Origin of the sequence: Streptomyces sp. NPDC005728 (assembly GCF_040630895.1) — a bacterium.
GTDB lineage: Bacteria > Actinomycetota > Actinomycetes > Streptomycetales > Streptomycetaceae > Streptomyces.
The window spans coordinates 139,888-163,073 of the sequence record NZ_JBEXYL010000009.1 but is presented as its reverse complement, the minus strand read 5'-3'; the positions used below and the strand labels follow the sequence as shown (position 1 = coordinate 163,073).

Annotated in this window: 33 protein-coding genes and 1 pseudogene; 5 read left to right on the top strand and 29 right to left on the bottom strand. The window is 66.8% G+C overall.

Annotated features, from left to right (window positions below; genetic code table 11):
* The 8 genes and pseudogenes from ABZ471_RS09805 to secY form a co-directional block, all read right to left on the bottom strand.
* Positions 1 to 403, bottom strand: a pseudogene (locus ABZ471_RS09805) (DNA-directed RNA polymerase subunit alpha); the annotation flags it as partial.
* A 151-nt stretch (positions 404 to 554) separates the two neighbouring features.
* Positions 555 to 959 (bottom strand): 30S ribosomal protein S11, encoded by a 405-nt coding sequence (gene rpsK, locus ABZ471_RS09800; RefSeq protein ID WP_003956432.1) that lies wholly within the window; start codon positions 957 to 959, stop codon positions 555 to 557.
* Between the two features lie 70 nt (positions 960 to 1,029).
* The gene (gene rpsM / locus ABZ471_RS09795; protein WP_020135802.1) at positions 1,030 to 1,410 is read right to left on the bottom strand and encodes a 30S ribosomal protein S13; all 381 of its coding nucleotides are present in this window, start codon (positions 1,408 to 1,410) and stop codon (positions 1,030 to 1,032) included.
* A gap of 188 nt (positions 1,411 to 1,598) precedes the next feature.
* A complete protein-coding gene (gene rpmJ, locus ABZ471_RS09790) occupies positions 1,599 to 1,712 on the bottom strand; it encodes a 50S ribosomal protein L36 (RefSeq protein WP_003998809.1) in 114 nt (37 codons plus the stop codon).
* 59 nt (positions 1,713 to 1,771) lie between these two features.
* Positions 1,772 to 1,993 carry a translation initiation factor IF-1 gene (gene infA / locus ABZ471_RS09785; RefSeq protein ID WP_003948620.1) on the bottom strand — a complete coding sequence of 74 codons (222 nt, stop codon included), beginning with the start codon at positions 1,991 to 1,993 and terminating at the stop codon, positions 1,772 to 1,774.
* A 152-nt stretch (positions 1,994 to 2,145) separates the two neighbouring features.
* Positions 2,146 to 2,982, bottom strand: a complete 837-nt coding sequence (gene map, locus ABZ471_RS09780) for a type I methionyl aminopeptidase (protein ID WP_359064320.1) — start codon at positions 2,980 to 2,982, stop codon at positions 2,146 to 2,148.
* Positions 2,983 to 3,080: 98 nt separating this feature from the next.
* Complete coding sequence (locus tag ABZ471_RS09775; RefSeq protein WP_359064318.1) at positions 3,081 to 3,746, bottom strand: adenylate kinase; 666 nt, start codon at positions 3,744 to 3,746, stop codon at positions 3,081 to 3,083.
* Entirely contained in the window at positions 3,746 to 5,059 is a 1,314-nt protein-coding gene (gene secY, locus ABZ471_RS09770; RefSeq protein ID WP_359064316.1) for a preprotein translocase subunit SecY, read from the bottom strand. The genes ABZ471_RS09775 and secY overlap by 1 nt, the downstream gene beginning before the upstream one ends.
* A gap of 982 nt (positions 5,060 to 6,041) precedes the next feature.
* Here secY and ABZ471_RS09765 point away from each other — a divergent pair.
* Together ABZ471_RS09765 and ABZ471_RS09760 are read left to right on the top strand one after the other, a co-directional pair.
* Positions 6,042 to 6,452 carry a hypothetical protein gene (locus tag ABZ471_RS09765; protein WP_359064314.1) on the top strand — a complete coding sequence of 137 codons (411 nt, stop codon included), beginning with the start codon at positions 6,042 to 6,044 and terminating at the stop codon, positions 6,450 to 6,452.
* Between the two features lie 97 nt (positions 6,453 to 6,549).
* Complete coding sequence (locus ABZ471_RS09760) at positions 6,550 to 7,488, top strand: hypothetical protein (protein ID WP_359064312.1); 939 nt, start codon at positions 6,550 to 6,552, stop codon at positions 7,486 to 7,488.
* A gap of 93 nt (positions 7,489 to 7,581) precedes the next feature.
* On the opposite strand, the gene rplO is transcribed toward ABZ471_RS09760, so the two are convergent.
* The 21 genes from rplO to rpsJ form a co-directional block, all read right to left on the bottom strand.
* Positions 7,582 to 8,037 (bottom strand): 50S ribosomal protein L15, encoded by a 456-nt coding sequence (gene rplO / locus ABZ471_RS09755; RefSeq protein WP_003974249.1) that lies wholly within the window; start codon positions 8,035 to 8,037, stop codon positions 7,582 to 7,584.
* A 2-nt stretch (positions 8,038 to 8,039) separates the two neighbouring features.
* On the bottom strand, positions 8,040 to 8,219 hold the full coding sequence (gene rpmD, locus ABZ471_RS09750; protein WP_052580766.1) for a 50S ribosomal protein L30: 180 nt from the start codon (positions 8,217 to 8,219) through the stop codon (positions 8,040 to 8,042).
* Positions 8,220 to 8,221: 2 nt separating this feature from the next.
* Complete coding sequence (gene rpsE, locus ABZ471_RS09745) at positions 8,222 to 8,827, bottom strand: 30S ribosomal protein S5 (RefSeq protein ID WP_015658456.1); 606 nt, start codon at positions 8,825 to 8,827, stop codon at positions 8,222 to 8,224.
* A gap of 41 nt (positions 8,828 to 8,868) precedes the next feature.
* The gene (gene rplR / locus ABZ471_RS09740; protein ID WP_359064309.1) at positions 8,869 to 9,252 is read right to left on the bottom strand and encodes a 50S ribosomal protein L18; all 384 of its coding nucleotides are present in this window, start codon (positions 9,250 to 9,252) and stop codon (positions 8,869 to 8,871) included.
* A gap of 3 nt (positions 9,253 to 9,255) precedes the next feature.
* Positions 9,256 to 9,795 carry a 50S ribosomal protein L6 gene (gene rplF, locus ABZ471_RS09735; protein WP_359064307.1) on the bottom strand — a complete coding sequence of 180 codons (540 nt, stop codon included), beginning with the start codon at positions 9,793 to 9,795 and terminating at the stop codon, positions 9,256 to 9,258.
* A 24-nt stretch (positions 9,796 to 9,819) separates the two neighbouring features.
* Positions 9,820 to 10,218 (bottom strand): 30S ribosomal protein S8, encoded by a 399-nt coding sequence (gene rpsH / locus ABZ471_RS09730; protein ID WP_013001411.1) that lies wholly within the window; start codon positions 10,216 to 10,218, stop codon positions 9,820 to 9,822.
* 212 nt (positions 10,219 to 10,430) lie between these two features.
* A complete protein-coding gene (locus ABZ471_RS09725; protein ID WP_003948630.1) occupies positions 10,431 to 10,616 on the bottom strand; it encodes a type Z 30S ribosomal protein S14 in 186 nt (61 codons plus the stop codon).
* A gap of 5 nt (positions 10,617 to 10,621) precedes the next feature.
* Positions 10,622 to 11,179, bottom strand: a complete 558-nt coding sequence (gene rplE, locus ABZ471_RS09720; protein ID WP_359064305.1) for a 50S ribosomal protein L5 — start codon at positions 11,177 to 11,179, stop codon at positions 10,622 to 10,624.
* Positions 11,179 to 11,502: a 50S ribosomal protein L24 gene (rplX, locus tag ABZ471_RS09715; RefSeq protein ID WP_018543913.1), complete on the bottom strand. Its 324-nt coding sequence runs from the start codon at positions 11,500 to 11,502 to the stop codon at positions 11,179 to 11,181. The genes rplE and rplX overlap by 1 nt, the downstream gene beginning before the upstream one ends.
* 2 nt (positions 11,503 to 11,504) lie before the next feature.
* On the bottom strand, positions 11,505 to 11,873 hold the full coding sequence (gene rplN, locus ABZ471_RS09710; RefSeq protein WP_003998823.1) for a 50S ribosomal protein L14: 369 nt from the start codon (positions 11,871 to 11,873) through the stop codon (positions 11,505 to 11,507).
* Positions 11,874 to 11,970: 97 nt separating this feature from the next.
* Positions 11,971 to 12,255, bottom strand: a complete 285-nt coding sequence (rpsQ, locus tag ABZ471_RS09705) for a 30S ribosomal protein S17 (protein WP_014674375.1) — start codon at positions 12,253 to 12,255, stop codon at positions 11,971 to 11,973.
* Positions 12,255 to 12,479, bottom strand: coding sequence for a 50S ribosomal protein L29 (gene rpmC, locus ABZ471_RS09700; protein ID WP_010036720.1), 225 nt, complete (start codon positions 12,477 to 12,479; stop codon positions 12,255 to 12,257). The genes rpsQ and rpmC overlap by 1 nt, the downstream gene beginning before the upstream one ends.
* On the bottom strand, positions 12,479 to 12,898 hold the full coding sequence (rplP, locus tag ABZ471_RS09695; RefSeq protein ID WP_004927269.1) for a 50S ribosomal protein L16: 420 nt from the start codon (positions 12,896 to 12,898) through the stop codon (positions 12,479 to 12,481). Before rplP ends, rpmC begins: the two co-directional genes overlap by 1 nt.
* A gap of 5 nt (positions 12,899 to 12,903) precedes the next feature.
* Positions 12,904 to 13,725, bottom strand: a complete 822-nt coding sequence (gene rpsC, locus ABZ471_RS09690) for a 30S ribosomal protein S3 (protein ID WP_003998826.1) — start codon at positions 13,723 to 13,725, stop codon at positions 12,904 to 12,906.
* Complete coding sequence (rplV, locus tag ABZ471_RS09685; RefSeq protein WP_003974262.1) at positions 13,725 to 14,072, bottom strand: 50S ribosomal protein L22; 348 nt, start codon at positions 14,070 to 14,072, stop codon at positions 13,725 to 13,727. Before rplV ends, rpsC begins: the two co-directional genes overlap by 1 nt.
* 44 nt (positions 14,073 to 14,116) lie before the next feature.
* Complete coding sequence (rpsS, locus tag ABZ471_RS09680) at positions 14,117 to 14,398, bottom strand: 30S ribosomal protein S19 (protein WP_003948639.1); 282 nt, start codon at positions 14,396 to 14,398, stop codon at positions 14,117 to 14,119.
* 12 nt (positions 14,399 to 14,410) lie between these two features.
* Positions 14,411 to 15,247 (bottom strand): 50S ribosomal protein L2, encoded by an 837-nt coding sequence (gene rplB, locus ABZ471_RS09675; protein ID WP_353600330.1) that lies wholly within the window; start codon positions 15,245 to 15,247, stop codon positions 14,411 to 14,413.
* Positions 15,248 to 15,287: 40 nt separating this feature from the next.
* Positions 15,288 to 15,707 carry a 50S ribosomal protein L23 gene (rplW, locus tag ABZ471_RS09670; protein WP_071373347.1) on the bottom strand — a complete coding sequence of 140 codons (420 nt, stop codon included), beginning with the start codon at positions 15,705 to 15,707 and terminating at the stop codon, positions 15,288 to 15,290.
* Positions 15,707 to 16,363: a 50S ribosomal protein L4 gene (gene rplD, locus ABZ471_RS09665; protein WP_359064301.1), complete on the bottom strand. Its 657-nt coding sequence runs from the start codon at positions 16,361 to 16,363 to the stop codon at positions 15,707 to 15,709. Before rplD ends, rplW begins: the two co-directional genes overlap by 1 nt.
* Before the next feature lie 7 nt (positions 16,364 to 16,370).
* Positions 16,371 to 17,015, bottom strand: coding sequence for a 50S ribosomal protein L3 (rplC, locus tag ABZ471_RS09660; protein ID WP_020135811.1), 645 nt, complete (start codon positions 17,013 to 17,015; stop codon positions 16,371 to 16,373).
* A 17-nt stretch (positions 17,016 to 17,032) separates the two neighbouring features.
* Positions 17,033 to 17,341 (bottom strand): 30S ribosomal protein S10, encoded by a 309-nt coding sequence (gene rpsJ, locus ABZ471_RS09655; RefSeq protein WP_003948644.1) that lies wholly within the window; start codon positions 17,339 to 17,341, stop codon positions 17,033 to 17,035.
* Positions 17,342 to 17,856: 515 nt separating this feature from the next.
* On the opposite strand from rpsJ, the gene ABZ471_RS09650 reads away from it, so the two are divergent.
* The 3 genes from ABZ471_RS09650 to ABZ471_RS09640 are packed head-to-tail and all read left to right on the top strand — an operon-like array spanning position 17,857 to position 23,162.
* Entirely contained in the window at positions 17,857 to 18,807 is a 951-nt protein-coding gene (locus tag ABZ471_RS09650; protein WP_359064299.1) for a serine/threonine protein kinase, read from the top strand.
* A complete protein-coding gene (locus ABZ471_RS09645; protein WP_359064297.1) occupies positions 18,807 to 21,002 on the top strand; it encodes a protein kinase in 2,196 nt (731 codons plus the stop codon). Before ABZ471_RS09650 ends, ABZ471_RS09645 begins: the two co-directional genes overlap by 1 nt.
* A gap of 42 nt (positions 21,003 to 21,044) precedes the next feature.
* Complete coding sequence (locus ABZ471_RS09640) at positions 21,045 to 23,162, top strand: serine/threonine-protein kinase (RefSeq protein ID WP_359064295.1); 2,118 nt, start codon at positions 21,045 to 21,047, stop codon at positions 23,160 to 23,162.
* Positions 23,163 to 23,186: the final 24 nt, after the last annotated feature.

Here is a 23,186-nt window from a genome sequence, read left to right as displayed (position 1 = left end):
CCAGCTTGCCCTTGCCGTTGAGCGTGGCGAGGACCAGGTCGGGGTTGTGCACCTCGACACCGGCCGGGGGCGCGATGTCGGCGGCGGTGACCAGACCCGGGCCCTGCTTGCGCAGGTACATCACGACCGGCTCGTCGTGCTCCGAGGAGACGACCAGCTGCTTGATGTTGAGGATCAGGTCGGTGACGTCCTCCTTGACGCCCGGCACGGTGGTGAACTCGTGCAGGACGCCGTCGATGCGGATGCTGGTGACAGCGGCACCCGGGATCGAGGACAGGAGGGTACGGCGGAGGGAGTTGCCGAGGGTGTAGCCGAAGCCCGGCTCCAGCGGCTCGATCACGAACCGGGAGCGGAACTCGTCGACGACCTCTTCGGTCAACGAGGGACGCTGAGCGATCAGCATGTGTGGATCAGATCCTTCATTCGTGGACGCCCGCTATTTGACGTCCGACGGAGACCGCACCCGTGAAAGGTGCGGGTACTGCAAGGGTACGGGCGGTACGGCCATTTACGGCCCGTACCGCCCGAAACCACAGCGCGTGAAGCGGCGAACGTCAGACGCGACGACGCTTCGGCGGGCGGCAGCCGTTGTGCGGGGTCGGGGTGACGTCCTGGATGGAGCCGACCTCGAGGCCCGTGGCCTGCAGGGAACGGATCGCGGTCTCACGACCGGAGCCCGGGCCCTTGACGAACACGTCGACCTTGCGCATGCCGTGCTCCTGGGCGCGGCGGGCAGCCGACTCGGCGGCCATCTGCGCGGCGAACGGCGTGGACTTCCGGGAGCCCTTGAAGCCGACGTGGCCGGCGGAGGCCCAGGAGATCACGTTGCCGGACGGGTCCGTGATCGAAACGATCGTGTTGTTGAACGTGCTCTTGATGTGCGCGTGGCCGTGAGCGACGTTCTTCTTTTCCTTGCGGCGCACCTTCTTGGCAGCGCCCTGACGTCCCTTGGGGGGCATCTACAAACTCCTACGGGGAGGTGGTCGGTCCTACAGCGAAGACCGCTGATGAAGCGTTGTCCGCTGAGGACTACTTCTTGCCCGGCTTCTTCTTGCCGGCGATGGCGCGACGCGGGCCCTTGCGGGTACGAGCGTTCGTGCTGGTGCGCTGACCGCGGACGGGCAGACCACGACGGTGACGCAGACCCTGGTAGCAGCCGATCTCGACCTTGCGGCGGATGTCGGCCTGGATCTCGCGACGGAGGTCACCCTCGGTCTTGATGTTGTTGTCGACGTACTCACGAATCGCGACGAGCTGCTCCTCGGAGAGGTCGCGAACGCGGGTGTTCGGGTCGATACCGGTCTCGGCCAGCGTCTGCTGGGAGAGCGTCCGGCCGATGCCGAACACGTAGGTCAGGGCGACCTCCACGCGCTTTTCGCGCGGGATGTCAACACCGGAAACGCGTGCCATTCAATGGCTCCTGGTGATCTTCGGAGGTCTTCCGCAGAACCGGCTCCCGGCCGCCGTACTAGGTACGAACCGAGTCCCCGGCCTCCGAACCGGGGGTGTCGAGCTGGTTGGCTCGGGTCCTGCGTATGAACAAATTCAGCTTGCGTCGCGCGAATCTCTGCGATGGATGCAGAGGGATCGGTCGTGCGTCAGCCCTGGCGCTGCTTGTGGCGCGGGTTCTCGCAGATGACCATGACCCGACCGTGACGGCGGATCACCCTGCACTTGTCGCAGATCTTCTTGACGCTCGGCTTGACCTTCATTGGTGAGGTTCTCCGGGTCAGTGCCACCACCCCGGGGGAAACCGGGATGCGGGCAAGATCTACTTGTAGCGGTAGACGATCCGGCCACGCGTCAGGTCGTACGGAGACAGCTCCACCACGACCCGGTCGTCAGGGAGGATGCGGATGTAGTGCATACGCATCTTGCCGCTGATGTGTGCCAGGACCTGGTGGCCGTTCTGGAGCTCGACCTTGAACATGGCGTTCGGCAGAGACTCGACGACAGTGCCCTCGATCTCGATGGCACCTTGCTTCTTGGCCACGCTTCGCCCTTCGAATCGACTACCTTGATCGACTCTCTTGCTTTCCCTTACGGGCGCATGCGGACATGCGGGTGCACGAGAGCCGACGAGTCAGTCTACGTCAGGGCACCCGGAAACACGAATCGAGGGAGTCTGCCCCATACGGAAGATCCTCATGCAAGGGGGTCCGGAGCCGCCGTGATCCCGTACTCCGCCAGCTTCGCCTTGCCGCCGTCCGGCGCCGTCAGCACCAGCGGCCCCTCCTCGGTCAGCGCGATCGAGTGCTCCCAGTGGGACGACCACGTGCCGTCGGTGGTGATGACCGTCCAGTCGTCCTCGAGGACCTCGGTCTTCGGGGTGCCGAGGGAGACCATCGGCTCGATCGCGAGGCAGAAGCCGGGGACCAGCTTGGGGCCCTTGCCGCGGCGGCGGTCGACGTAGTTCAGCAGGTGCGGGTCCATGTGCATCTCGGTGCCGATGCCGTGGCCGCCGTAGTCCTCGATGATGCCGTAGCGGCCGCCGCCGGGCTTGGGCTGGCGGCGGATGTACGTCTCGACCGCCCGGGAGATGTCGACCAGGCGGTTGCCCTGCTTCATGGCCGCGATGCCGGCCCACATCGACTCCTCGGTCACCCGGGAGAGCTCCAGCAGCTCCGGAGCGTGACCGGAGCCCACGAATGCGGTGTACGCGGCGTCGCCGTGCCAGCCGTCGATGATCGCGCCGCAGTCGATGGAGATGACATCGCCGTCCTTCAGCACGACCTCGTCGGACGGGATGCCGTGGACCACGACGTCGTTGACCGAGGTGCAGATCGTCGCGGGGAAGCCGCCGTACCCGAGGAAGTTCGACTTGGCTCCGTGCTCGGCGAGCACCTTGCGGGCGACCTCGTCCAGGTCCTTGGTGCTGGCGCCGGGTACGGCCGCCTCCCGGGTGGCCGCGTGGATCGCGGCGACGACCAGGCCCGCCGCACGCATCTTGGCGATCTGCTCGGGGGTCTTGATCTGCACCATGGGGGCCTGCGCTCTCCGTCACTCACGTGGGCTGGGTTACGTACACAACACTACGGCCGCGGCGCCCGGGAGGGCACCGCGGCCGGAAGGACCGCGATCTACTTGTTCTCGGCCTTCTCGCGCTTGAGGGCCTCCAGCGCCCGCTGCGTGATCTCGTCCACCGGACCCAGGGAGGAGATCGTCACGACCAGCCCCTGCGCCTTGTAGTAGTCGATGATCGGCTCGGTCTGCGTGTGGTAGACCTCCAGCCGCTTGCGGACGGTCTCCTCGGAGTCGTCGTCGCGCTGGTACAGCTCACCGCCGCAGACGTCGCACACGCCCTCCTGCTTCGGGCGGCTGTACGTCACGTGGAAGACGTGGGACGAGTCGTTGCGGCAGATGCGCCGGCCGGCGATCCGCTTGACGACCTCCTCCTCCGGGACCTCCAGGTCCAGGACGGCGTCGAGCTTGATGTCCTCACTGTCCAGCAGCTGGTCCAGCGCCTCGGCCTGCGACACGTTGCGCGGGAACCCGTCCAGCAGGAAGCCGTTCTCCGCGTCCGGCTGCTCCATGCGGTCCTTGGCCATCGCGATGGTGACCTCGTCGGGTACGAGGTTGCCGGCGTCCATGTAGGACTTCGCGAGCTTGCCCAGCTCGGTCTGCTGGCTGATGTTGGCCCGGAACAGGTCGCCGGTGGAGATGTGCGGGATGGCCAGCTTCTCTGCGAGCCGGACGGCTTGCGTTCCCTTACCGGCACCCGGCGGCCCGACGAGGACGATACGCATCAGCGGAGGAACCCTTCGTAATTGCGCTGCTGGAGCTGGCTCTCGATCTGCTTCACCGTCTCGAGACCGACACCCACGATGATCAGGATGCTGGTTCCGCCGAAGGGGAAGTTGTTCGAGGCATTGAACCCGACCAACGCCATTGTTGGCACGAGAGCGATCAGACCCAGATACAGCGAACCCGGCCAGGTGATCCGGTTGAGCACGTAGCTCAGGTACTCAGCGGTCGGTCGGCCAGCCCGGATGCCCGGGATGAAGCCACCATACTTCTTCATGTTGTCGGCGACTTCCTCGGGGTTGAAGGAGATCGCCACGTAGAAGAACGCGAAGAAAACGATGAGCAAGAAGTACGAAGTGATGTAAATCGGGTGATCGCCCTTGGTCAGATTCTGCTCGACCCAGGTCTTCCAGCCCGACTTGGTTCCCGAGAACTGCGCCACCAAGGCCGGAATGTAGAGCAGCGACGAGGCGAAGATGACGGGAATCACACCCGCCTGGTTCACCTTGAGCGGGATGTACGTGGACGTACCACCGTAGGAACGCCGGCCGATCATGCGCTTCGCGTACTGCACCGGGATGCGGCGCTGCGCCTGCTCGACGAAGACGACGAGCGCGACCATGACCAGGCCGACCAGGATGACCGTGCCGAACTCGATCCAGCCGCCGGCCAGGGTGCCCTGCTTCTTGATGGCCCACAGCGCGGACGGGAAGGTCGCGGCGATCGAGATGAACATCAGGATCGACATGCCGTTGCCGATGCCGCGGTCGGTGATCAGCTCACCGAGCCACATCACGACGGCCGTACCGGCGGTCATGCAGATGACCATGGTGATCGTGGTGAAGATCGCCTGGTCCGGGACGATCGAGTTGGCGACCGAGCAGGTACCGAACAGGGCCCCGCTGCGGGCGGTGGCAACCAGACCCGTGCCCTGCAGGATGGCGAGCGCAACGGTCAGGTAGCGGGTGTACTGCGTGATCTTGGCAGTGCCGGCCTGCCCCTCCTTCTTGAGGGCTTCCAGGCGCGGAATCACGACTGTCAGCAGCTGCAGGATGATGCTGGCCGTGATGTACGGCATGATCCCGAGCGCGAAGATCGTGATCTGCAGCAGCGCACCACCGCTGAACATGTTGACCAGCCCGAAGAGACCCTGGTTACCGGAGGCCTCGCGGACACACTGCTGGACGTTCTTGTAGTTGACGCCCGGGATCGGGACGTGGGTACCGACTCGGTAGACCACGATGATGGCCAGCGTGAACAGCAGCTTCTTGCGCAGGTCGGGCGTCTTGAACGCCCGGGCGAACGCGGTGAGCACGGTGCCTCCTGCGACCCCCGCGTATGCGCGTGAGGTGACGACTAAATTCGGGTTGATGACCTGTGGAACGAGGTTACGGCATGCCAAGACAGCGCTGGATGCCAGTCGCCACAGCCTACCTATATCAGGGCTCCGCCGGAACGCCGACCGACGGCCCGTCAGAGGTGAGCCATCGATCCCTCGCACCTCAGGGCAATTTCGAACACATGTCTCAAAAGTGCTCGCGCCCCACGGCGGATGCCTCATACGGTTCTTGATCGAAGCGCCGGATCACGGGGTGCCAAGCACACCGCTGTGAACGTCATCGCCGCTGCGGCAGCAGCTGCGGCGACGGGCCTGCTGCTCGTTCCCGCAGCCTCGGCAACGACCGGTGACGGAAAGTGCACCACGACTACTCCATCGCGAGCTGGATCGCCGACCCCGGAGCCTCCTGCTCGGTCACCGGACCTGATCGACGTCGACTTCAAGGGTGCCTCCATCAAGCTCGCCGAGGACACCAAGGGAACCCGGCCCGCTCGACAAGCCAGGCCCCACTTCGTTCAGGAAGAAGGCCTCGGCGTTTCGTCCGGGCACTTCGCCATTCCTGTCCGCCTGCCGCACAGGGCTGGGCACGCACCTACCACTGAGATCGAGCGAACCTTCGCCTGACTGCACGGCTTCCGACGTCCGCGAAGCATTGCTCAAACACGCCCGCTGCCCGCCCCCGCAGGACAACTCAGCTGATTGTTGTTAAGGCCTGCTTGGAGCCGTAGCCCGGGGCCATATCACAGGGCTTCGGACAACCGCATTTCCAATCCGGACCGCCACCGATTTTCGGCCACTCTCTGTCACCCACGGGCGATATAAATGCTTGACAGGTTCAAGTCGAAACTCCTACGATCATTCTCGACCAAATCGATCAGGAACTTTGAACTGATCGCGCTCGTGCGCAAGCGTATAGCGCACAGACAGTCAATTGAAAAAAGGGGGATCAATGGTAAAGGTGCGTCTGGTCGCCAGCGCTGCGGCAGCCATCGTAGCCGGGATCGGGATGACCGCGGCTTCCACGTCACCTGCCGTTGCCCGTACAGGGGACGGCAATTGCGAGAAGACCGAACTCTGCGTGTACGACTCCTACGGTCAGAAGACGAATGAGGGCTACTACGACCTCAGGGGCGGTCACAAGAATTTCCACGGAATGAACTGGTTCCGTGGCGATCACGGCAACATCGGTGATGACATCAGCTCTGTCAAGGCAGGGTCGAACCCTGACTGCCAGGGCTGGACCATCTGGCAGCACGTGAACTACAAGGGCTACAGCTTCCACATCGCCAAGGGAGTGAAGTTCGACTTCACGGGTGGCTATGCCTGGATGTACAACGAAGCCTCCTCCCTCGAAAAGTGGCGCTGTTAATCCTCCAGGTGGCGCTACTAAATAGATACCGTTGAACTGAGTGCCGGCCCTTCAAGGGGCCGGCACTCAGCCGTCTTATGGGGCAGCTGGAAGCGGAATGAAGAATCTCACTCGGTACAGCATGGGCACTCTTGCGCTCGCTGCAGTGCTCGTCGCCTGCTCGACAGGAGGAAAGGGCTCGGAGGAGAAACGCGATCGGCCCGAACGCGCGAACATCGACGCGAAGACTGGACATGTCAGTCGGCCGCTGGACAGATACTTCCTCTCACCGCAAGACGTTCTGCAGATCAGGAAAGCGGAAGTATCTCTGACCAATCGTTGCATGCGCGATCTTCATTATGAGAGTCACCCCCTGCCGATGCCTAAGATGGAGCGCGAAGAGTCGAATCTTTCCGAGTTCCTGGTATTCCCCGTGTCGCAGGTCAGAAAAAACGGCTACGAAGTCACCCACAAGGCGTCCGATTCAAAAGCCGAGTGGAGTCGTCGGGCTACGCGCACTCAGCGCGGACTACTGGATGGAACCCTGAGACACCACAACGGTAAGGTCGTTCCCAAGGGCGGATGCTCGACATTCGCCGCCCAGGCTCTGATGAAGGGAACGAAGCCCCACCGAATTCGAATCGACGGCATGTCGATTACATATGACGCGAGCGCAACACCGGATGGACTTTTCGACTCCGTGATGAGCGCCATGCGATACTCCACGGCCGTGCAATCCGACAGTGATGAAAGAGTCAAGAGCGTCAACGAAGAATGGTCTTCCTGCATGCAGGAAGCAGGGTTTCAATACGCTTCTCCACAGGCGGCGGCGAATGACAGCCGGTGGTCCAAGGGCAACGAGCCGACAAAGCTGGAGACAACTGTTGCGGTAGCGGATATGGGATGCAAGAAGGAGGTCCGCTACCTGGACACTGTGGTGGAAGTTCAATCAGAGCACGAGCGAGAAATGATTGCAAAACATTCAGCAACCATAAGTTCGCTTCGGAAAGATTCGAAGGTATGGCTGTCCAACGCCGAAGAAGAATTCAATAAATAGGCGCAGGTCAGTCAGTAAATACTGTCTACATGAACAAATAGAGCCGCCCCCGCGTTAGCGCGGGGGCGGCTCTACCAGCAACTAAGAACTGGCTCAGACCAGCTCGGTGACCGTACCGCCGGCAGCGGTGATCTTCTCCTTGGCGGAGCCGGAGACGGCGTCCACCGTCACCTGCAGCGCCACGGAGATCTCGCCCTGGCCGAGGACCTTGACGAGGCTGTTCTTGCGAACGGCACCCTTGGCCACCAGACCCTCGACCGTGACCTCGCCACCCTCGGGGTAGAGCGCGGCCAGCTTGTCGAGGTTCACGACCTGGAACTCGGTCTTGAACGGGTTCTTGAAGCCCTTCAGCTTCGGAAGACGCATGTGGAGGGGCATCTGCCCACCCTCGAAGCGCTCCGGAACCTGGTAACGGGCCTTCGTACCCTTGGTACCACGACCGGCCGTCTTACCCTTCGACGCCTCACCACGACCCACACGGGTCTTGGCGGTCTTGGCGCCCGGGGCGGGACGGAGGTTGTGGATCTTGAGCGGGTTGTTCTCCGCCATGATCAGACCTCCTCAACCGTCACGAGGTGGCGGACGGTGTGCACCATGCCGCGGAACTCGGGGCGGTCCTCCTTGACGACCTGCGTGTTGATGCCCTTGAGACCAAGGGAGCGCAGGGTGTCACGGTGGTTCTGCTTGCTGCCGATGTAGGACTTGACCTGCGTAATCTTGAGCTGCGCCATGATTACGCACCCGCCCCGGCACGCGCACGGAGAAGAGCCGCGGGGGCGACGTCCTCGAGCGGCAGACCACGGCGGGCCGCGACCTCCTCGGGACGCTGCAGGCCCTTCAGGGCCTCCACGGTCGCGTGCACGATGTTGATCGCATTGTCGGAGCCGAGCGACTTCGACAGGATGTCGTGGATACCGGCGCACTCGAGCACGGCACGCACCGGGCCACCGGCGATAACGCCGGTACCGGGGGACGCGGGCTTGAGCAGGACGACGCCGGCAGCCTTCTCACCCTGGATGGGGTGCGGGATGGTGCCCTGGATACGGGGGACCTTGAAGAAGTGCTTCTTGGCCTCCTCAACACCCTTGGCGATGGCGGCCGGCACCTCCTTGGCCTTGCCGTAACCGACACCCACGGTGCCGTCACCGTCGCCCACCACGACCAGCGCGGTGAAGCTGAAGCGACGACCACCCTTCACAACCTTGGCGACGCGGTTGATCGCGACAACGCGCTCAACGTACGCGGTCTTCTCGGCGGCAGCAGCGCCGCCGTCACGGCCCTTCCGGTCCCGCCGCTCGCCGCCACCGGCACCGCCACCGCGGCGCTGGGGTCCAGCCATTGGAATTACCTCTCTCTTTTTCCGCTAGCTACGGAACCGACTCAGAACTTGAGTCCGGCTTCGCGGGCGGCGTCCGCCAGGGCGGCGATGCGCCCGGCGTACTGGTTGCCACCACGGTCGAACACGACAGCCTCGACACCGGCGGCCTTGGCGCGCTCGGCGACCAGGGCGCCGACCTGCTTGGCGTGCGTGGACTTGTCGCCCTCGACACCGCGGATCGACGAGTCCAGGGTGGACGCCGACGCAAGGGTGTGACCCTTGATGTCGTCGATCACCTGGGCGACGATGTGGCGGTTCGAACGGGTAACGACCAGACGGGGACGCTCCGCCGTACCGGAAATGTGCTTCCGGATCCGGATGTGACGGCGCTTGATCGCGGCGCGCTTGTAGGCGTCGCCCTTGAGGATCTTCTGCCCGTATGCCATGGCTTACTTACCCGCCTTTCCGACCTTGCGGCGGATGACTTCGCCCTCGTACTTGACACCCTTGGCCTTGTACGGGTCGGGCTTGCGCAGCTTGCGGATGTTGGCCGCAACCTCGCCGACCTTCTGCTTGTCGATGCCCTCGACCTGGAAGCGGGTCGGGGTCTCCACCTTGAAGGTGATGCCCTCGGGCGCCTCGACGACGATCGGGTGGCTGTAGCCGAGCGCGAACTCGAGGTTCGAGCCCTTGGCCGTCACGCGGTAACCGACACCGCTGATCTCGAGCTTCTTCACGTAACCCTGGGTCACGCCGGTGATCATGTTCGCCACCAGCGTGCGGGACAGGCCGTGCAGGGCCTTGTTCTGACGCTCGTCGTTCGGGCGCGTCACCTGCAGGGTGCCGTCCTCGCCCTTAGCGATGTCGATCGGCGCGACAACGGTGTGGGTCAGCGAGCCCTTGGGGCCCTTGACCGAGACCGTACGGCCGTCGATGGTGACGTCCACGCCGGCGGGAACCGTGATGGGGAGCTTGCCAATACGCGACATAGCTGTTTCCTCCGTTCCCTTCCGTTACCAGACGTAGGCGAGGACTTCTCCGCCTACGCCCTTCTTGCCGGCCTGCTTGTCGGTGAGGAGCCCGTGCGACGTGGAGATGATCGCCACGCCGAGGCCGCCCAGCACCTTGGGCAGGGAGGTGGACTTCGCGTACACCCGGAGACCGGGCTTGGAGATCCGCTTGATGCCCGCGATGGAGCGCTCACGGTTCGGGCCGAACTTCAGCTCGAGAACGAGGTTCTTACCGACCTCGGCGTCCTCGACCTTCCAGCCCGTGATGAAGCCCTCCTGCTGGAGGATCTCCGCGATGTGAGACTTGATCTTCGATGCCGGCATCGTCACGGAGTCGTGGTATGCCGAGTTCGCGTTCCGCAGACGCGTAAGCATGTCTGCGATCGGATCAGTCATGGTCATGAATTGGCCTTCGGCCTCTCTCGCCGGGGTTTCCTGGTGCGCCATCCCTCTCCCCGATCCGAGACGGGACGGGTGCGGCGCGGTGGACCTACGGCGTAGTAAGTCGTACGGGCGCGGCAGACGCCCAACCCCGCAAGCCTACGGCATGCGGAGAAGGGCCCCTGCCGACCCAGATGCTTACCGAGAGCTTCAGGAATCCCTAAAAGCGGGGATTACCAGGAGCTCTTGGTCACGCCCGGCAGCTCGCCACGGTGAGCCATCTCACGAAGGCACACGCGGCAGAGGCCGAACTTGCGGTACACGGAGTGCGGACGGCCGCAGCGCTGGCAGCGGGTGTAGCCACGCACACCGAACTTGGGCTTGCGAGCAGCCTTAGCGATCAGAGCCTTCTTCGCCATCTCGCTCACGCCTCCTTGAAGGGGAAGCCGAGGTGACGAAGGAGCGCGCGGCCCTCAGCGTCGTTGGTCGCCGTGGTCACCACGGTGATGTCCATACCCCGGGTGCGGTCGATCTTGTCCTGGTCGATCTCGTGGAACATGACCTGCTCCGTGAGACCGAAGGTGTAGTTGCCACGGCCGTCGAACTGCTTGGGGGACAGGCCGCGGAAGTCGCGGATGCGCGGCAGCGCGAGCGACAGGGTGCGGTCCAGGAACTCCCACATGCGGTCGCCACGGAGCGTGACGTGGGCACCGATCGGCTGGCCCTCACGCAGCTTGAACTGCGCGATGGACTTACGGGCCTTGGTGACCTGCGGCTTCTGGCCGGTGATCGTGGTGAGGTCGCGGATGGCGCCATCGATCAGCTTGGAGTCGCGGGCGGCGTCGCCCACACCCATGTTGACCACGATCTTGACGAGGCCGGGGATCTGCATGACGTTCTCGTACTTGAACTCGTCACGCAGCTTGCCCGCGATCTCCTCGCGGTACTTCTGCTTCAGACGCGGAGTGGTGGTGGTAGCCATCAGATGTCCTCACCCGTCCGCTTGGCAACGCGGATCTTGTTGCCTTCGTCGTCGAAGCGGTAACCGACACGCGTGACGACCTTGTTACCGTCCTTCTCAACGACCAGCTGGACGTTGGAGACGTGGATCGGCGCCTCGGTCGTGACGATGCCGCCGGCCTGCGAACCGCTGGCGGTCGGGCCGGCCTTGGTGTGCTTCTTGACCCGGTTGACACCCTCGACCAGGACACGCTCGTCGCGCGGGTAAGCGGCAATGACCTTGCCCTGCTTGCCCTTGTCCTTACCGGTGATGACCTGGACCAGGTCGCCCTTCTTGATCTTCATGCTTACAGCACCTCCGGCGCGAGCGAGATGATCTTCATGAACTTCTTCTCGCGCAGCTCACGGCCGACCGGGCCGAAGATGCGGGTGCCGCGAGGGTCGCCGTCGTTCTTCAGAATGACGGCGGCGTTCTCGTCGAAGCGGATGTACGAGCCGTCCGGACGGCGGCGCTCCTTGACGGTGCGAACGATGACCGCCTTGACGACGTCACCCTTCTTCACGTTGCCACCGGGGATCGCGTCCTTGACGGTGGCGACGATGACGTCACCGATGCCCGCGTAGCGGCGACCGGAGCCACCGAGCACACGGATGCAAAGGATTTCCTTCGCACCAGTGTTGTCGGCGACGCGCAGTCGCGACTCCTGCTGGATCACGTCTATCTCCTGATCGTCTGCCGGTTCCCCGGGGGCCGCTACGCAGCGGCCCCCGGAGCCTGGCGGAACTGACCTGCGGGGTTAGCCCCGCAGGAAATTACTTGGCCTTCTCGAGGATCTCGACGACGCGCCAGCGCTTCGTCGCGGACAGCGGCCGGGTCTCCATGAGGAGGACACGGTCGCCGACACCCGCGGCGTTCTGCTCGTCGTGCGCCTTGAGCTTGTTCGTACGGCGGATGACCTTGCCGTACAGCGCGTGCTTGACACGGTCCTCGACGGCGACGACGACGGTCTTGTCCATCTTGTCGCTGACGACGAGACCCTCACGGGTCTTGCGGAAACCGCGCGCCTCGGTGTTCTCAGTCACGTTGCTCTCGCTCATCAGGCGCTCTCCACCGTCTCGATGCCCAGCTCGCGCTCACGCATCAGGGTGTAGATCCGCGCGATGTCCTTACGGACGGCCTTGAGCCGACCGTGGTTCTCGAGCTGACCCGTCGCCGCCTGGAAGCGGAGGTTGAACAGCTCTTCCTTGGCCTCGCGGAGCTTGTTCAGAAGCTCCTCGTTGCCCAGCTCGCGCAGCTCGGACGCCTTGGTACCGGCCGACATCACGCTTCACCTGCCTCGCGCTTGACGATCCGGCACTTCATCGGCAGCTTGTGGGCTGCGCGAGTAAGGGCCTCACGGGCGATCTTCTCGTTGGGGTAGGACAGCTCGAACATGACCCGGCCCGGGTGCACGTTCGCGATCCACCACTCCGGAGAACCCTTACCGGAACCCATGCGGGTCTCGGCAGGCTTCTTCGTCAGCGGGCGGTCCGGGTAGATGTTGATCCAGACCTTGCCGCCACGCTTGATGTGGCGGGTCATCGCGATACGAGCCGCCTCGATCTGGCGGTTGGTCACGTACGCCGGCGTGAGGGCCTGAATGCCGTACTCGCCGAACGCGACCGTCGTACCGCCCTTGGCCTGACCACGGCGCTTCGGGTGGTGCTGCTTGCGGTGCTTGACCCTACGGGGGATCAGCATGTCGGTCAGGCCTCCGTTCCGGTGCTCTCAGCCGGAGCGGACGCAGGAGCCTCGGCCTTGGGGGCCTCGGCGCCGGCAGCCTGCTGCGGCTTGCGACCGCGCCGCTCGCCACCACGGCCACCACGGGCCGGGCGGTCGGCACCACCACGGGCCGGGCGGTTACCCGCACGGGCCGCAGCGTTCTCGGCGCGGACCTCGGCGATGTTCTTGACGTCGCCCTTGTAGATCCAGACCTTCACACCGATACGGCCGAAGGTCGTCTTGGCCTCGAAGAAGCCGTAGTCCACGTTCGCGCGGAGCGTGTGCAGGGGCACACGGCCCTCGCGGTAGAACTCCGAGCGGGACATCTCGGCGCCGCCGAGGCGGCCACCGCACTGGATCTTGATGCCCTTGGCGCCGGCCTTCATCGCCGACTGCATGCTCTTACGCATGGCGCGACGGAAGGAGACGCGGGAGGAGAGCTGCTCGGCAACGGCCTGGGCAACCAGCTGAGCGTCGGTCTCGGGGTTCTTGACCTCGAGGATGTTCAGCTGGACCTGCTTGCCCGTGAGCTTCTCGAGGTCACCGCGGATGCGGTCGGCCTCGGCGCCACGGCGGCCGATGACGATGCCCGGACGAGCGGTGTGGATGTCCACCCGCACGCGGTCACGGGTGCGCTCGATCTCAACCTTCGAGATACCGGCGCGCTCCATGCCGGACGTCATCATCCGACGGATGGCGACGTCTTCCTTGACGTAGTCCTTGTACAGCTTGTCGGCGTACCAACGCGACTTGAAGTCGGTCGTGACACCGAGCCGGAACCCGTGCGGGTTTACCTTCTGGCCCATTACCGGGTTCCTTCCTTGCTGCTGACGACCACAGTGATGTGGCTGGTCCGCTTGCGGATCCGGTAGGCACGGCCCTGGGCACGCGGACGGAACCGCTTCAGGGTCGGGCCCTCGTCGACGTACGCCTCGGAAATGAAGAGGCTGTCGGCGTCGGTGTGGTCGTAGTTGTGCGCGGCGTTGGCAATGGCGCTGTCGAGCACCTTGCCGACCGGCACGGAGGCTGCCTGCGGAGCGAATCGCAGAACAGCCTGAGCCTCCGTGGCATCCATGCCACGGATAAGGTCCACCACGCGGCGGGCCTTCATGGGCGTAACGCGGATGTACCGCGCCTGGGCCCTGGCTTCCATGGTTGTCCCTCTCAGTTACTTACGTGTCTGAATGCGATCCGCTACTAGCGGCGCTTCGACTTCCGGTCGTCCTTGACGTGGCCCCGGAAGGTGCGGGTCGGCGAGAACTCGCCGAGCTTGTGGCCGACCATCGACTCGGTGACGAACACCGGGATGTGGGTCTTGCCGTTGTGCACCGCGATCGTGTGACCGAGCATGGCCGGGACGATCATCGAGCGACGGGACCAGGTCTTGATGACGTTCTTGGTACCGGCTTCGTTCTGGACATCCACCTTCTTGATCAGGTGGTCGTCGACGAAGGGTCCCTTCTTCAAGCTACGAGGCATCTCAACCCGTCCTTAGCGCTTCTTGTTCGTCTTGCGGCGGCGGACGATGTACTTGTTCGACGCCTTCTTGGGCGAACGAGTACGGCCTTCCTTCTTGCCCCACGGGGACACAGGGTGGCGACCACCGGAGGTCCGGCCCTCACCACCACCGTGCGGGTGGTCAACCGGGTTCATGACGACACCACGGACGGTCGGGCGAACGCCCAGCCACCGCTTACGGCCGGCCTTACCCCAGTTGATGTTGCTCTGCTCGGCGTTGCCGACCTCGCCGATGGTGGCGCGGCAGCGGACGTCGACCAGGCGGATCTCACCGGACGGCATGCGCAGGTGGGCCATCGAGCCCTCCTTCGCGAGCAGCTGCACGGAGGCACCGGCGGAGCGGGCGAACTTGGCACCGCCACCGGGACGGAGCTCGATCGCGTGGATCGTGGTACCGACCGGGATGTTGCGGATGGCCAGGTTGTTGCCCGGCTTGATGTCGGCCCCGGGACCGTTCTCGACGCGGTCACCCTGCTGCAGGTTGCGCGGGGCGAGGATGTAGCGCTTCTCGCCGTCGGCGTAGTGCAGCAGCGCGATGCGCGCGGTGCGGTTGGGGTCGTACTCGATGTGCGCGACCTTCGCCGGCACGCCGTCCTTGTCGTGACGACGGAAGTCGATCACACGGTAGGCGCGCTTGTGTCCGCCACCCTGGTGGCGAACGGTCACACGACCGGCGTTGTTACGGCCGCCCTTGCTGTGCAGGGGGCGGACCAGCGACTTCTCCGGCGTGGACCGCGTGACCTCGACGAAGTCGGCGACGCTGGCGCCACGACGGCCCGGCGTAGTCGGCTTGTACTTGCGGATTCCCATTTCTCAGTCCTCGTCCGATATCGGACGATCCGGACCGCCCTTAGGCGGTCGGACCGCCGAAGATGTCGATACGGTCGCCCTCGGCGAGGGTCACGATCGCGCGCTTGCTGCCGGCACGCTGACCGAAACCGGTCTTCGTGCGCTTGCGCTTGCCCTGGCGGTTGATCGTGTTGACCCCGGTGACCTTGACCGAGAAGACCGCCTGGACGGCCTGCTTGATCTGGGTCTTGTTGGCGTTCGGGTCGACGATGAACGTGTACTTGTTCTCGTCGAGGAGCGCGTAGCTCTTCTCGGAGACGACCGGCTTGAGCAGCACGTCACGGGGGTCCGTGTACGACTTGCTCAGCGGGGTCTCGACGGTGTTCTTGCCCTCGGTGGCGTGGCGCTTCGCCTTGGCGACGCGCGCGGCCTTGGCGGCCTTGGCGGCCTTCGAGGCAATGCTCGGGTGACGCGTAGCCATCAGGCTTCGCTCCCTTCGGTGTCAGCGGCCTTGGGGCCAGACACGAAGGACTCGAAAGCGGCCTGGGTGAAGACCACGTCGTCCGAGACGAGAACGTCGTACGTGTTCAGCTGGCCCGGCTCCAGGATGTGGACCTGGGGCAGGTTGCGGGCGGACAGCCACGCGGCCTCGTCGGCGCGCTCGACGACCAGGAGCAGGTTCTTGCGCTCCGAGATCTTGCCGAACAGGCTCTTCGCGGCCTTCGTGGACGGGTTGCCGCCCTCGATCACGCCGGAGACGACGTGGATGCGGTTGTGGCGGGCCCGGTCGGTGAGGGCGTGGCGCAGGGCCGCGGCCTTCATCTTCTTCGGGGTCCGCTGCGAGTAGTCACGCGGCTGCGGGCCGTGGACGACGCCACCGCCGGCGAACTGCGGCGCACGGGTCGAGCCCTGACGGGCGCGGCCGGTGCCCTTCTGGCGGTACGGCTTCTTGCCGCCACCACGGACTTCACCGCGACGCTTGGTCTTGTGCGTGCCCTGGCGGGCAGCGGCGTTCTGCGCGACGACGACCTGGTGAAGCAGCGGGATGCTGATCTTCTCCACGCCGAAGATCTCCGCGGGGAGCTCGACGCTACCGGTCTTCTCGCCCGCAGGCGAAAGGATGTCAACAGTGCTCATCGGTACCTCAGGCCCCCTTGGCCGCGGTGCGGACCAGGACGAGGCCGCCGTTCGGACCGGGAACCGCGCCCTTGATGAGCAGCAGACCCTTCTCCGCGTCAACGGCGTGGACGGTCAGGTTCTGGGTGGTGACCCGCTCGTTGCCCATACGACCCGCCATGCGGAGGCCCTTGAACACGCGGCCCGGGGTGGCGCAGCCACCGATGGAACCGGGCGAGCGGTGCTTGCGCTGGGTGCCGTGTCCGGCGCCGAGGCCCTTGAAGTTGTGACGCTTCATGACACCGGCGAAGCCCTTGCCCTTGCTCTTGCCGGTCACGTCGACCTTGATCCCGGCCTCGAACACCTCAGCGGTGATCTCCTGGCCGAGGGTGTACTCGGAGGCGTCCGCGGTGCGGATCTCAACGAGGTGGCGACGCGGCGTGACATCGGCCTTGGCGAAGTGGCCCTTGAGGGGCTTGTTCACCTTGCGCGGGTCGATCTCGCCGAAGGCGATCTGGACGGACTCGTAGCCGTCGACATCGTTCGTGCGGACCTGGGTGACGACGTTGGGGCCGGCCTTGACGACGGTGACCGGAACAACACGGTTGTTCTCGTCCCACACCTGCGTCATGCCGAGCTTCTCGCCCAGGATGCCCTTGATCTGCTTAGCCATTCTCAGATCACCGGCCCCTAGAGCTTGATCTCGATGTCGACACCGGCCGGGAGGTCGAGTCGCATCAGAGAGTCAACGGTCTTGGGCGTCGGGTCGAGGATGTCGATCAGGCGCTTGTGCGTGCGCATCTCGAAGTGCTCGCGCGAGTCCTTGTACTTGTGCGGCGACTTGATGACGCAGTACACGTTCTTCTCAGTGGGCAGCGGCACCGGGCCCGCGACCGACGCACCAGTGCGGGTCACCGTCTCGACGATCTTCTTCGCCGAGGAGTCGATGACCTCGTGGTCGTAGGCCTTGAGCCGGATGCGGATCTTCTGTCCCGCCATGGCTACTCAGTAGTCCTGTCTCTTCTTACGCTCTGGAACCCGGTGTTCCGTCATTCCGTCCTCCGACCCACGCGGTCGGGCGTGTCGCGCTCCCGCTGACACAGATGCCCCTTGTTCGAACATCCCTGCGGGGAATGCACACGGCCCTTCCGGAACCGCAAGCCGAGGGCGGAAGGCCCACCGGGCGCCTGGTCGGTGCCGCACTCCACTTCCCGAAAGATTCCCGTACGTCCGCCCCAGTGCTGCCAACAGGCAGTTAGGACGACGAGTACTGTGGGACTCGCTTCCGGTCCTCCCGGCGGGAGGCGCGCAGCATCAACACTCGACCGAGCAACTCGGACAGTCTGCCATATGGAGCGGGGGCTCCGCCAATCGAGCCGGAGAGAATACCCCGGGAGTGACGCAGGTCAAACCGGCGTGCGGGTCCGGTGCAGAACCCCGGTGCACCGGCCGGGCTGGGCATGCCCCCACTAAGATCGATCCCCTGTGCCGACAATCAGGGGGAGCGGACGCGCATGGAGCATCTGCGTCATGACGACCCGACGCAGATCGGGCCCTACACGGTTCTGGCCGCGGTTGACGGCCTGCACGAGAGGCGCCGGACACCCGACCGCCGCTACCTCGCCCGCAGCGCGGACGGCCGGCGCACGGTCATCGTCTGCGTTCCGCGGCCCGGCGCGGATCCCGCCCTCTGGTCCGCAGAGACGGAGAGCGCCCGACGCCTGTCGCTGCCCGGCTTCGCACCCGTGACGGAGGCGGACGGGTCCGCGACGCCCCCCTGGTGTGCGATCCCGTACGTTCCTGTGCTCCCGCTGCCCGCCGCTCTCGCCGCGCACGGCGGTCCCCTGCCCGAGGCCTTCGTACGAGCGCTGGGGGCGGCCCTGGCCTCGGTGCTGGCCGTGGCCCACGCGCAGGGCGTGACCCACGCCGGTCTGTCACCGGCCGCCGTACTGCTCGGCACCGACGGGCCGCGGCTGGCCTGCTTCGGGGCGGTGCGGGCTGCGGGCCCGGACGGTGCGCAGCGTGACGGGGCGCCGGGTCTCGACCCGGGGTGCCTGCCCCCGGAGCAGGCACAGGGCGGCCTGCCGCGCCCGCTGGGCGACGTCTACGGCCTCGGTGCGGTGCTGTCGTACGCGAGCACCGGGCACACCGTCCCCGAGCGGGACGAGCTTCCCGCGTCCCTGCGTGCGCCGGTCACCGCCTGCCTGTCCCGGGACGCGGCGCGACGGCCCTCGGCGGCGGACCTGGCGGCCGCGCTGCTGCCGCCCACGGACCCCACGGCCCCGGGGCATGCCGGTGCCGTACCCGTGCCCACGGTCCTCGACGGCGCGCACCGGCCGGCCGGCACCACCGGGTCGCCGCCCTTCCCGCTGCCGGCGCCCCTCGTCGCCGCCCTCGCCCGCCAGTCGGCGGGCGTCCTTGCAGCACAACTGCCCGTGCGCCGCGCGGAGGTGCGGCTCCCCTGATGTTCTCCCCCCTCGCACATGACGACCCCGAGCAGCTCGGCGCCTACCACCTCGTCGCCCGCCTCGGCAGTGGCGGTATGGGCACGGTCTACCTGGGCCGCTCGGACACCGGACGCATCGCCGCCGTCAAGACCATGCACGCCCGTACGGCCACCGATCCGGTCTTCCGTACCCGCTTCCGCCTGGAGACCGACGCCGCCCGGGTCATCGGCGCTCGTCACGGCGCGCGCGTCTTCGACGCCGACACACTCCACGCAACGCCCTGGCTGGCCACCGAATACGTCATCGGCCCGCCCCTCGACGACGCCGTCCGGCTGGCCGGACCGCTGCCAGAACGTGCGGTACGCGCCCTCGGCTCGCTCCTGTGCGAGGCCCTGGACCAGCTGCACGGCTCGGACGTCGTCCACCGCGACCTCAAGCCGTCCAACATCATGCTGACGGCCGACGGCCCCAAGGTCATCGACTTCGGTATCGCCCGGGCGATCGGGGACGACCGCCTGACCCGGGCCGGAGTCGCGGCGGGCACACCCGCGTTCATGTCGCCCGAACAGGCGACGGGCGGGGAACACGCGCCGGCCGGAGACGTGTTCGCGCTGGCGGGGGTGCTGGTCTTCGCCGCGACGGGGCGGGGCCCCTTCGGCGCGGGGCAGGCCGCGGATCTGCTGTTCCGGGTGCGGTACGCCGAGCCGGACCTGACCGGCGTCCCGGCCGGCCTCGTCCAGGTCCTGCGACCGTGCTTCGAAAAGGACCCGCGGCAGCGCCCGACGACGGCTTGGCTGCGCTCCCGACTCGCCCGACCCGACGACGGCACGGGCGACTTCGCTCACGGCCTGCCGCAGCCGGTGCTCACGGACATCGCCCGGCGCGCCACGGAGGTCTGGCGGGTCGAACCGCGCCGGCTCCCGCCCCCGGCCGGCCACAGCCCTGCCGAAACCGTGCCCGACGGCACCCCGGCGGGGATGTCCCGCCGCAGGCTGCTGTCCGTCGGCGCGGGTTCGGCCCTCGGCGTCGCAGCGGCCGGAGCGGGTGCCTGGGCCTGGCTCGGCCACCCCGGCAGCACTCCGGTGCGGCCCGGGCCGACGAGCTCCGCGAAGCCCGCCTGGGACCTGCGCTGGCAGGTGACCGCGGAGTACGCCGACCCGCCCGTGCCACCGACCCCCCTGCTGCTCGACGGGCTGCTGGTCGTCGGCGCGTACGACGTCAAGGGCCTGGACCCGAGGACGGGAAAGACGCTGTGGCCCGACTCCGGCATCTGGTTCGGGCAGCGTACGGCCACCGACGGCAAGCGGATCCACACGCTCGGCTATGCCGCGGACCTGGCCGCGCCCCTGACCGTCTGCCCGGTCGACCTGGCCGACGGGAAGGCCGGCGATCCGCTGCTCGAGCTGAAGGATCTCAACGGCGACCTCTACGGCACGCAGTTGCTGTGCGCCACGGACACCGTCGTCTACGCGGTCGGCGGCAAGGGGTCCCCGTCGCGTGAGGCGAACACCTCGTTCCGCAAGGACCAGACCTGGCACCTGCTCGCTCTCGACATCCGCGCACGGCGCGCGCTCTGGGACGTCCCGCTCCCCGCACGACCCGACGGATCCCAGCGTGCGCACTTCCTCTCGGCCCAGGTGTCGGGCGACCATCTCGTCCTCGTGCAGCAGTCGGCCGCCGGCGCGACGGAGCTGGTCGTGCGCAGCACCCGCACCGGGCAGCTGGTGTGGAGCCGCCCGCTCGACAGCGGGCAGCCCGCCTTCAGCCGGGCCCGCCTGGCCGTCGACGACCGGCACGTGTATCCCTCGGCGGACCGGCTGGTCGCCCTCGGCCTGGACGACGGCAAGGAGGTCTGGCAGCACGACAAGGGCGGTGCCGGAGCCGGACACAGCCCGCCGGCCGTCAAGGACGGGGTCGTGTACGCGGTGGAGGCGGGCCGCGGGATCGTCGCGGTCGACGCCGGCAGCGGCGAGCTGTGCTGGGCCGAGAAGGCAGGCGGTGCGACATCCGCGGACCTCGACGCACCTCCGGTGGTCGGCATCGCGTACGTGTACCGCAAGGCGTCGGCGCGGCTGGCCGCCGTAGACCTGGCCGGAGGCACCGCGACCCACCCCGTCAGGGCGTCCGCCTCGGCGAACTACTTCGCCCACGAATCGTCCCGCCGGCTCATCGCCCTGAGCGCTCAGTACGCGGCGGGCTACTCGCTCCTCTGAGCCCACGGAAATCCTCTGAGACCACGGAGAGCAGCACCGGACATGAAGCCTCTGGACACCGGGGACCCGATCCGTCTCGGGCCCTATCGCATCGTCGGCGTACTCGGCGAGGGCGGGATGGGCAGGGTCTACGTCGGCCAGGACCGCACCGGGCGCGCGGCCGCCGTGAAGGTGCTGCACCGCCACCTCGCGGACGACCCCCATCTCGTCCAGCGCTTCGTCCGCGAGGCACAGATGGCACAGGCGGTCGACAGCCCGGGCGTGGCCCGCGTCCTGGACGCCCGGACCGAAGAAGGCCGCCCCTGGATCGCGACCGAGTTCCTCACCGGCCCGTCCCTCGAAGAGGCCGTGACCACGCACGGCCCCCTGGACGAGAGCACGGTGCGGGTCCTCGCGGCGGCCCTGGCGGGCGCGCTTCAGGACATCCACGCCGCGGGCCTGGTCCACCGCGACCTGAAGCCGGCCAACGTGGTGCTCACTTCGACGGGTCCGCGCGTCATCGACTTCGGCATAGCCCGTCCCGAGCACGGCCTCACACTCACCACCACCGGGCAGGTGCCGGTCACCCCCGGATACGGCGCGCCGGAGCAGGCACTCGGCCACCGAGTCGGCCCGCCCGCAGACGTGTTCTCCCTCGGTGCCCTCCTCGTCCACGCGGCGAGCGGGCAGCGCGCGTACGAGGGTTCGCACATCGCCGCCGTACAGTACGAGGTCGTCCACGGCACGCCCCGCATGGACCGCGTCCCGCCCACCCTCCAGACCCTGATCGCCCCCTGCCTGGCCAAGGATCCCGCGCACCGGCCCGCCCCGGCCGCGATCGCGCAGGCGTTCGCCCCGCCGCGCGGCAGCGACCGCGTCTGGCGCCGGGGACCCGTGGCCGAGGACATCCGGCATCGCGAACGCCACCTGCACGAGCTGACCACCCTGGCCGGAACCATCACACCGGACGGCCTCCCCCGGCGCCGCCTCCTCACGGCCCTCGCGATCGGCGGCCCCGTCGCCCTGGCCGGGGCGGGCGGCACCACGTGGTGGTTCTGGCAGAAGAACCGCACCTCGCCCTTCGACGTCCCGCCTGCGGTGCACAGACCGACGGCCCGACTCTTCTCTGCGGAAAAGGGCGACTATGTGGTGGGCCAGACCCCGGACCCGCTCTGGCGACGTTCTTCCGCCCTCAGCACCGATGCACCGGCACCACTCCCGGTACGGGACGTCCTGCTCGTGGGCAACCCGAAGGGCGGTGTCTCGGCGCTGAGTGTGGTCGACGGCAGGCACCGCTGGTCGTCGACCAGAGCCGTGGCCACCCGCCGCTACGTCTCCCTGTCCGACCGCCTGATCGCGGCCGCGGACGACGACGGCACCCTGCTGACGTTCGTGCCCTCCACCGGTGAACCGAAGTGGACGGCCCGCGCCGACGCCGCCTCCGTCCTGGCCGCGGACGACGAGGCGGTGTACGTCACCACCGACGACGGTCGTGTGCGCGCTGTCAGCCGCTCCGACGGCAGGATCCGCTGGACCACGAAGAAGGGCCCCGGCTTCGGTGCCCCGACCGGGGCGCGCGGCCTGGTGACCCGAGGCGTCCTGGTCGTAACCACGGAGAACGGCGCCGTCCTCGCCGTACGCACGAACGACGGCAGCACGGCGTGGTCCCTGTCCGGGCAGGCGGACGGCAGAGTCAAGGTCAGCGCAACGGGCCGGTACGTCTACCTCTCCGGCCACAACCTCACCGCCCGCAACGCCGACACAGGCAAGGAGCAGTGGCACTACCGGCTTCCCAAGCCAAACCAAGAGGTCAGCTGGGGCCCGTCCGTGCTCCACGGCAAGTGGATCTACGCGGCCGCCCTCGACACACCGCTGCGCCTCGACATCACCACCGGCCGGGCAACCGACTGGGTCTACCACGGCTTGTTCACCTGCGACCCGCCCAGCCCGCTGGTCATCCAGGGCAACGGCTTCTGGTCCGTCGCCGTAAACAAGACAGAAGGCGGCGTGAACGTCCTCTACCTGGCCGACGACTACAACACCGACGCCGGGTCCCCTGTCCGCAGCACCACCTGGACCTTCCGCATCATCAAGAACCCCACCCGCTACTGGCTGGCAGCCGACGGCAACCGCGTGTTCCTGGTGGACGGCGACTCGCTCACGGCCCTGCCCGTCTTCTGATCCGGTACTGAGGGACCCGGCGGA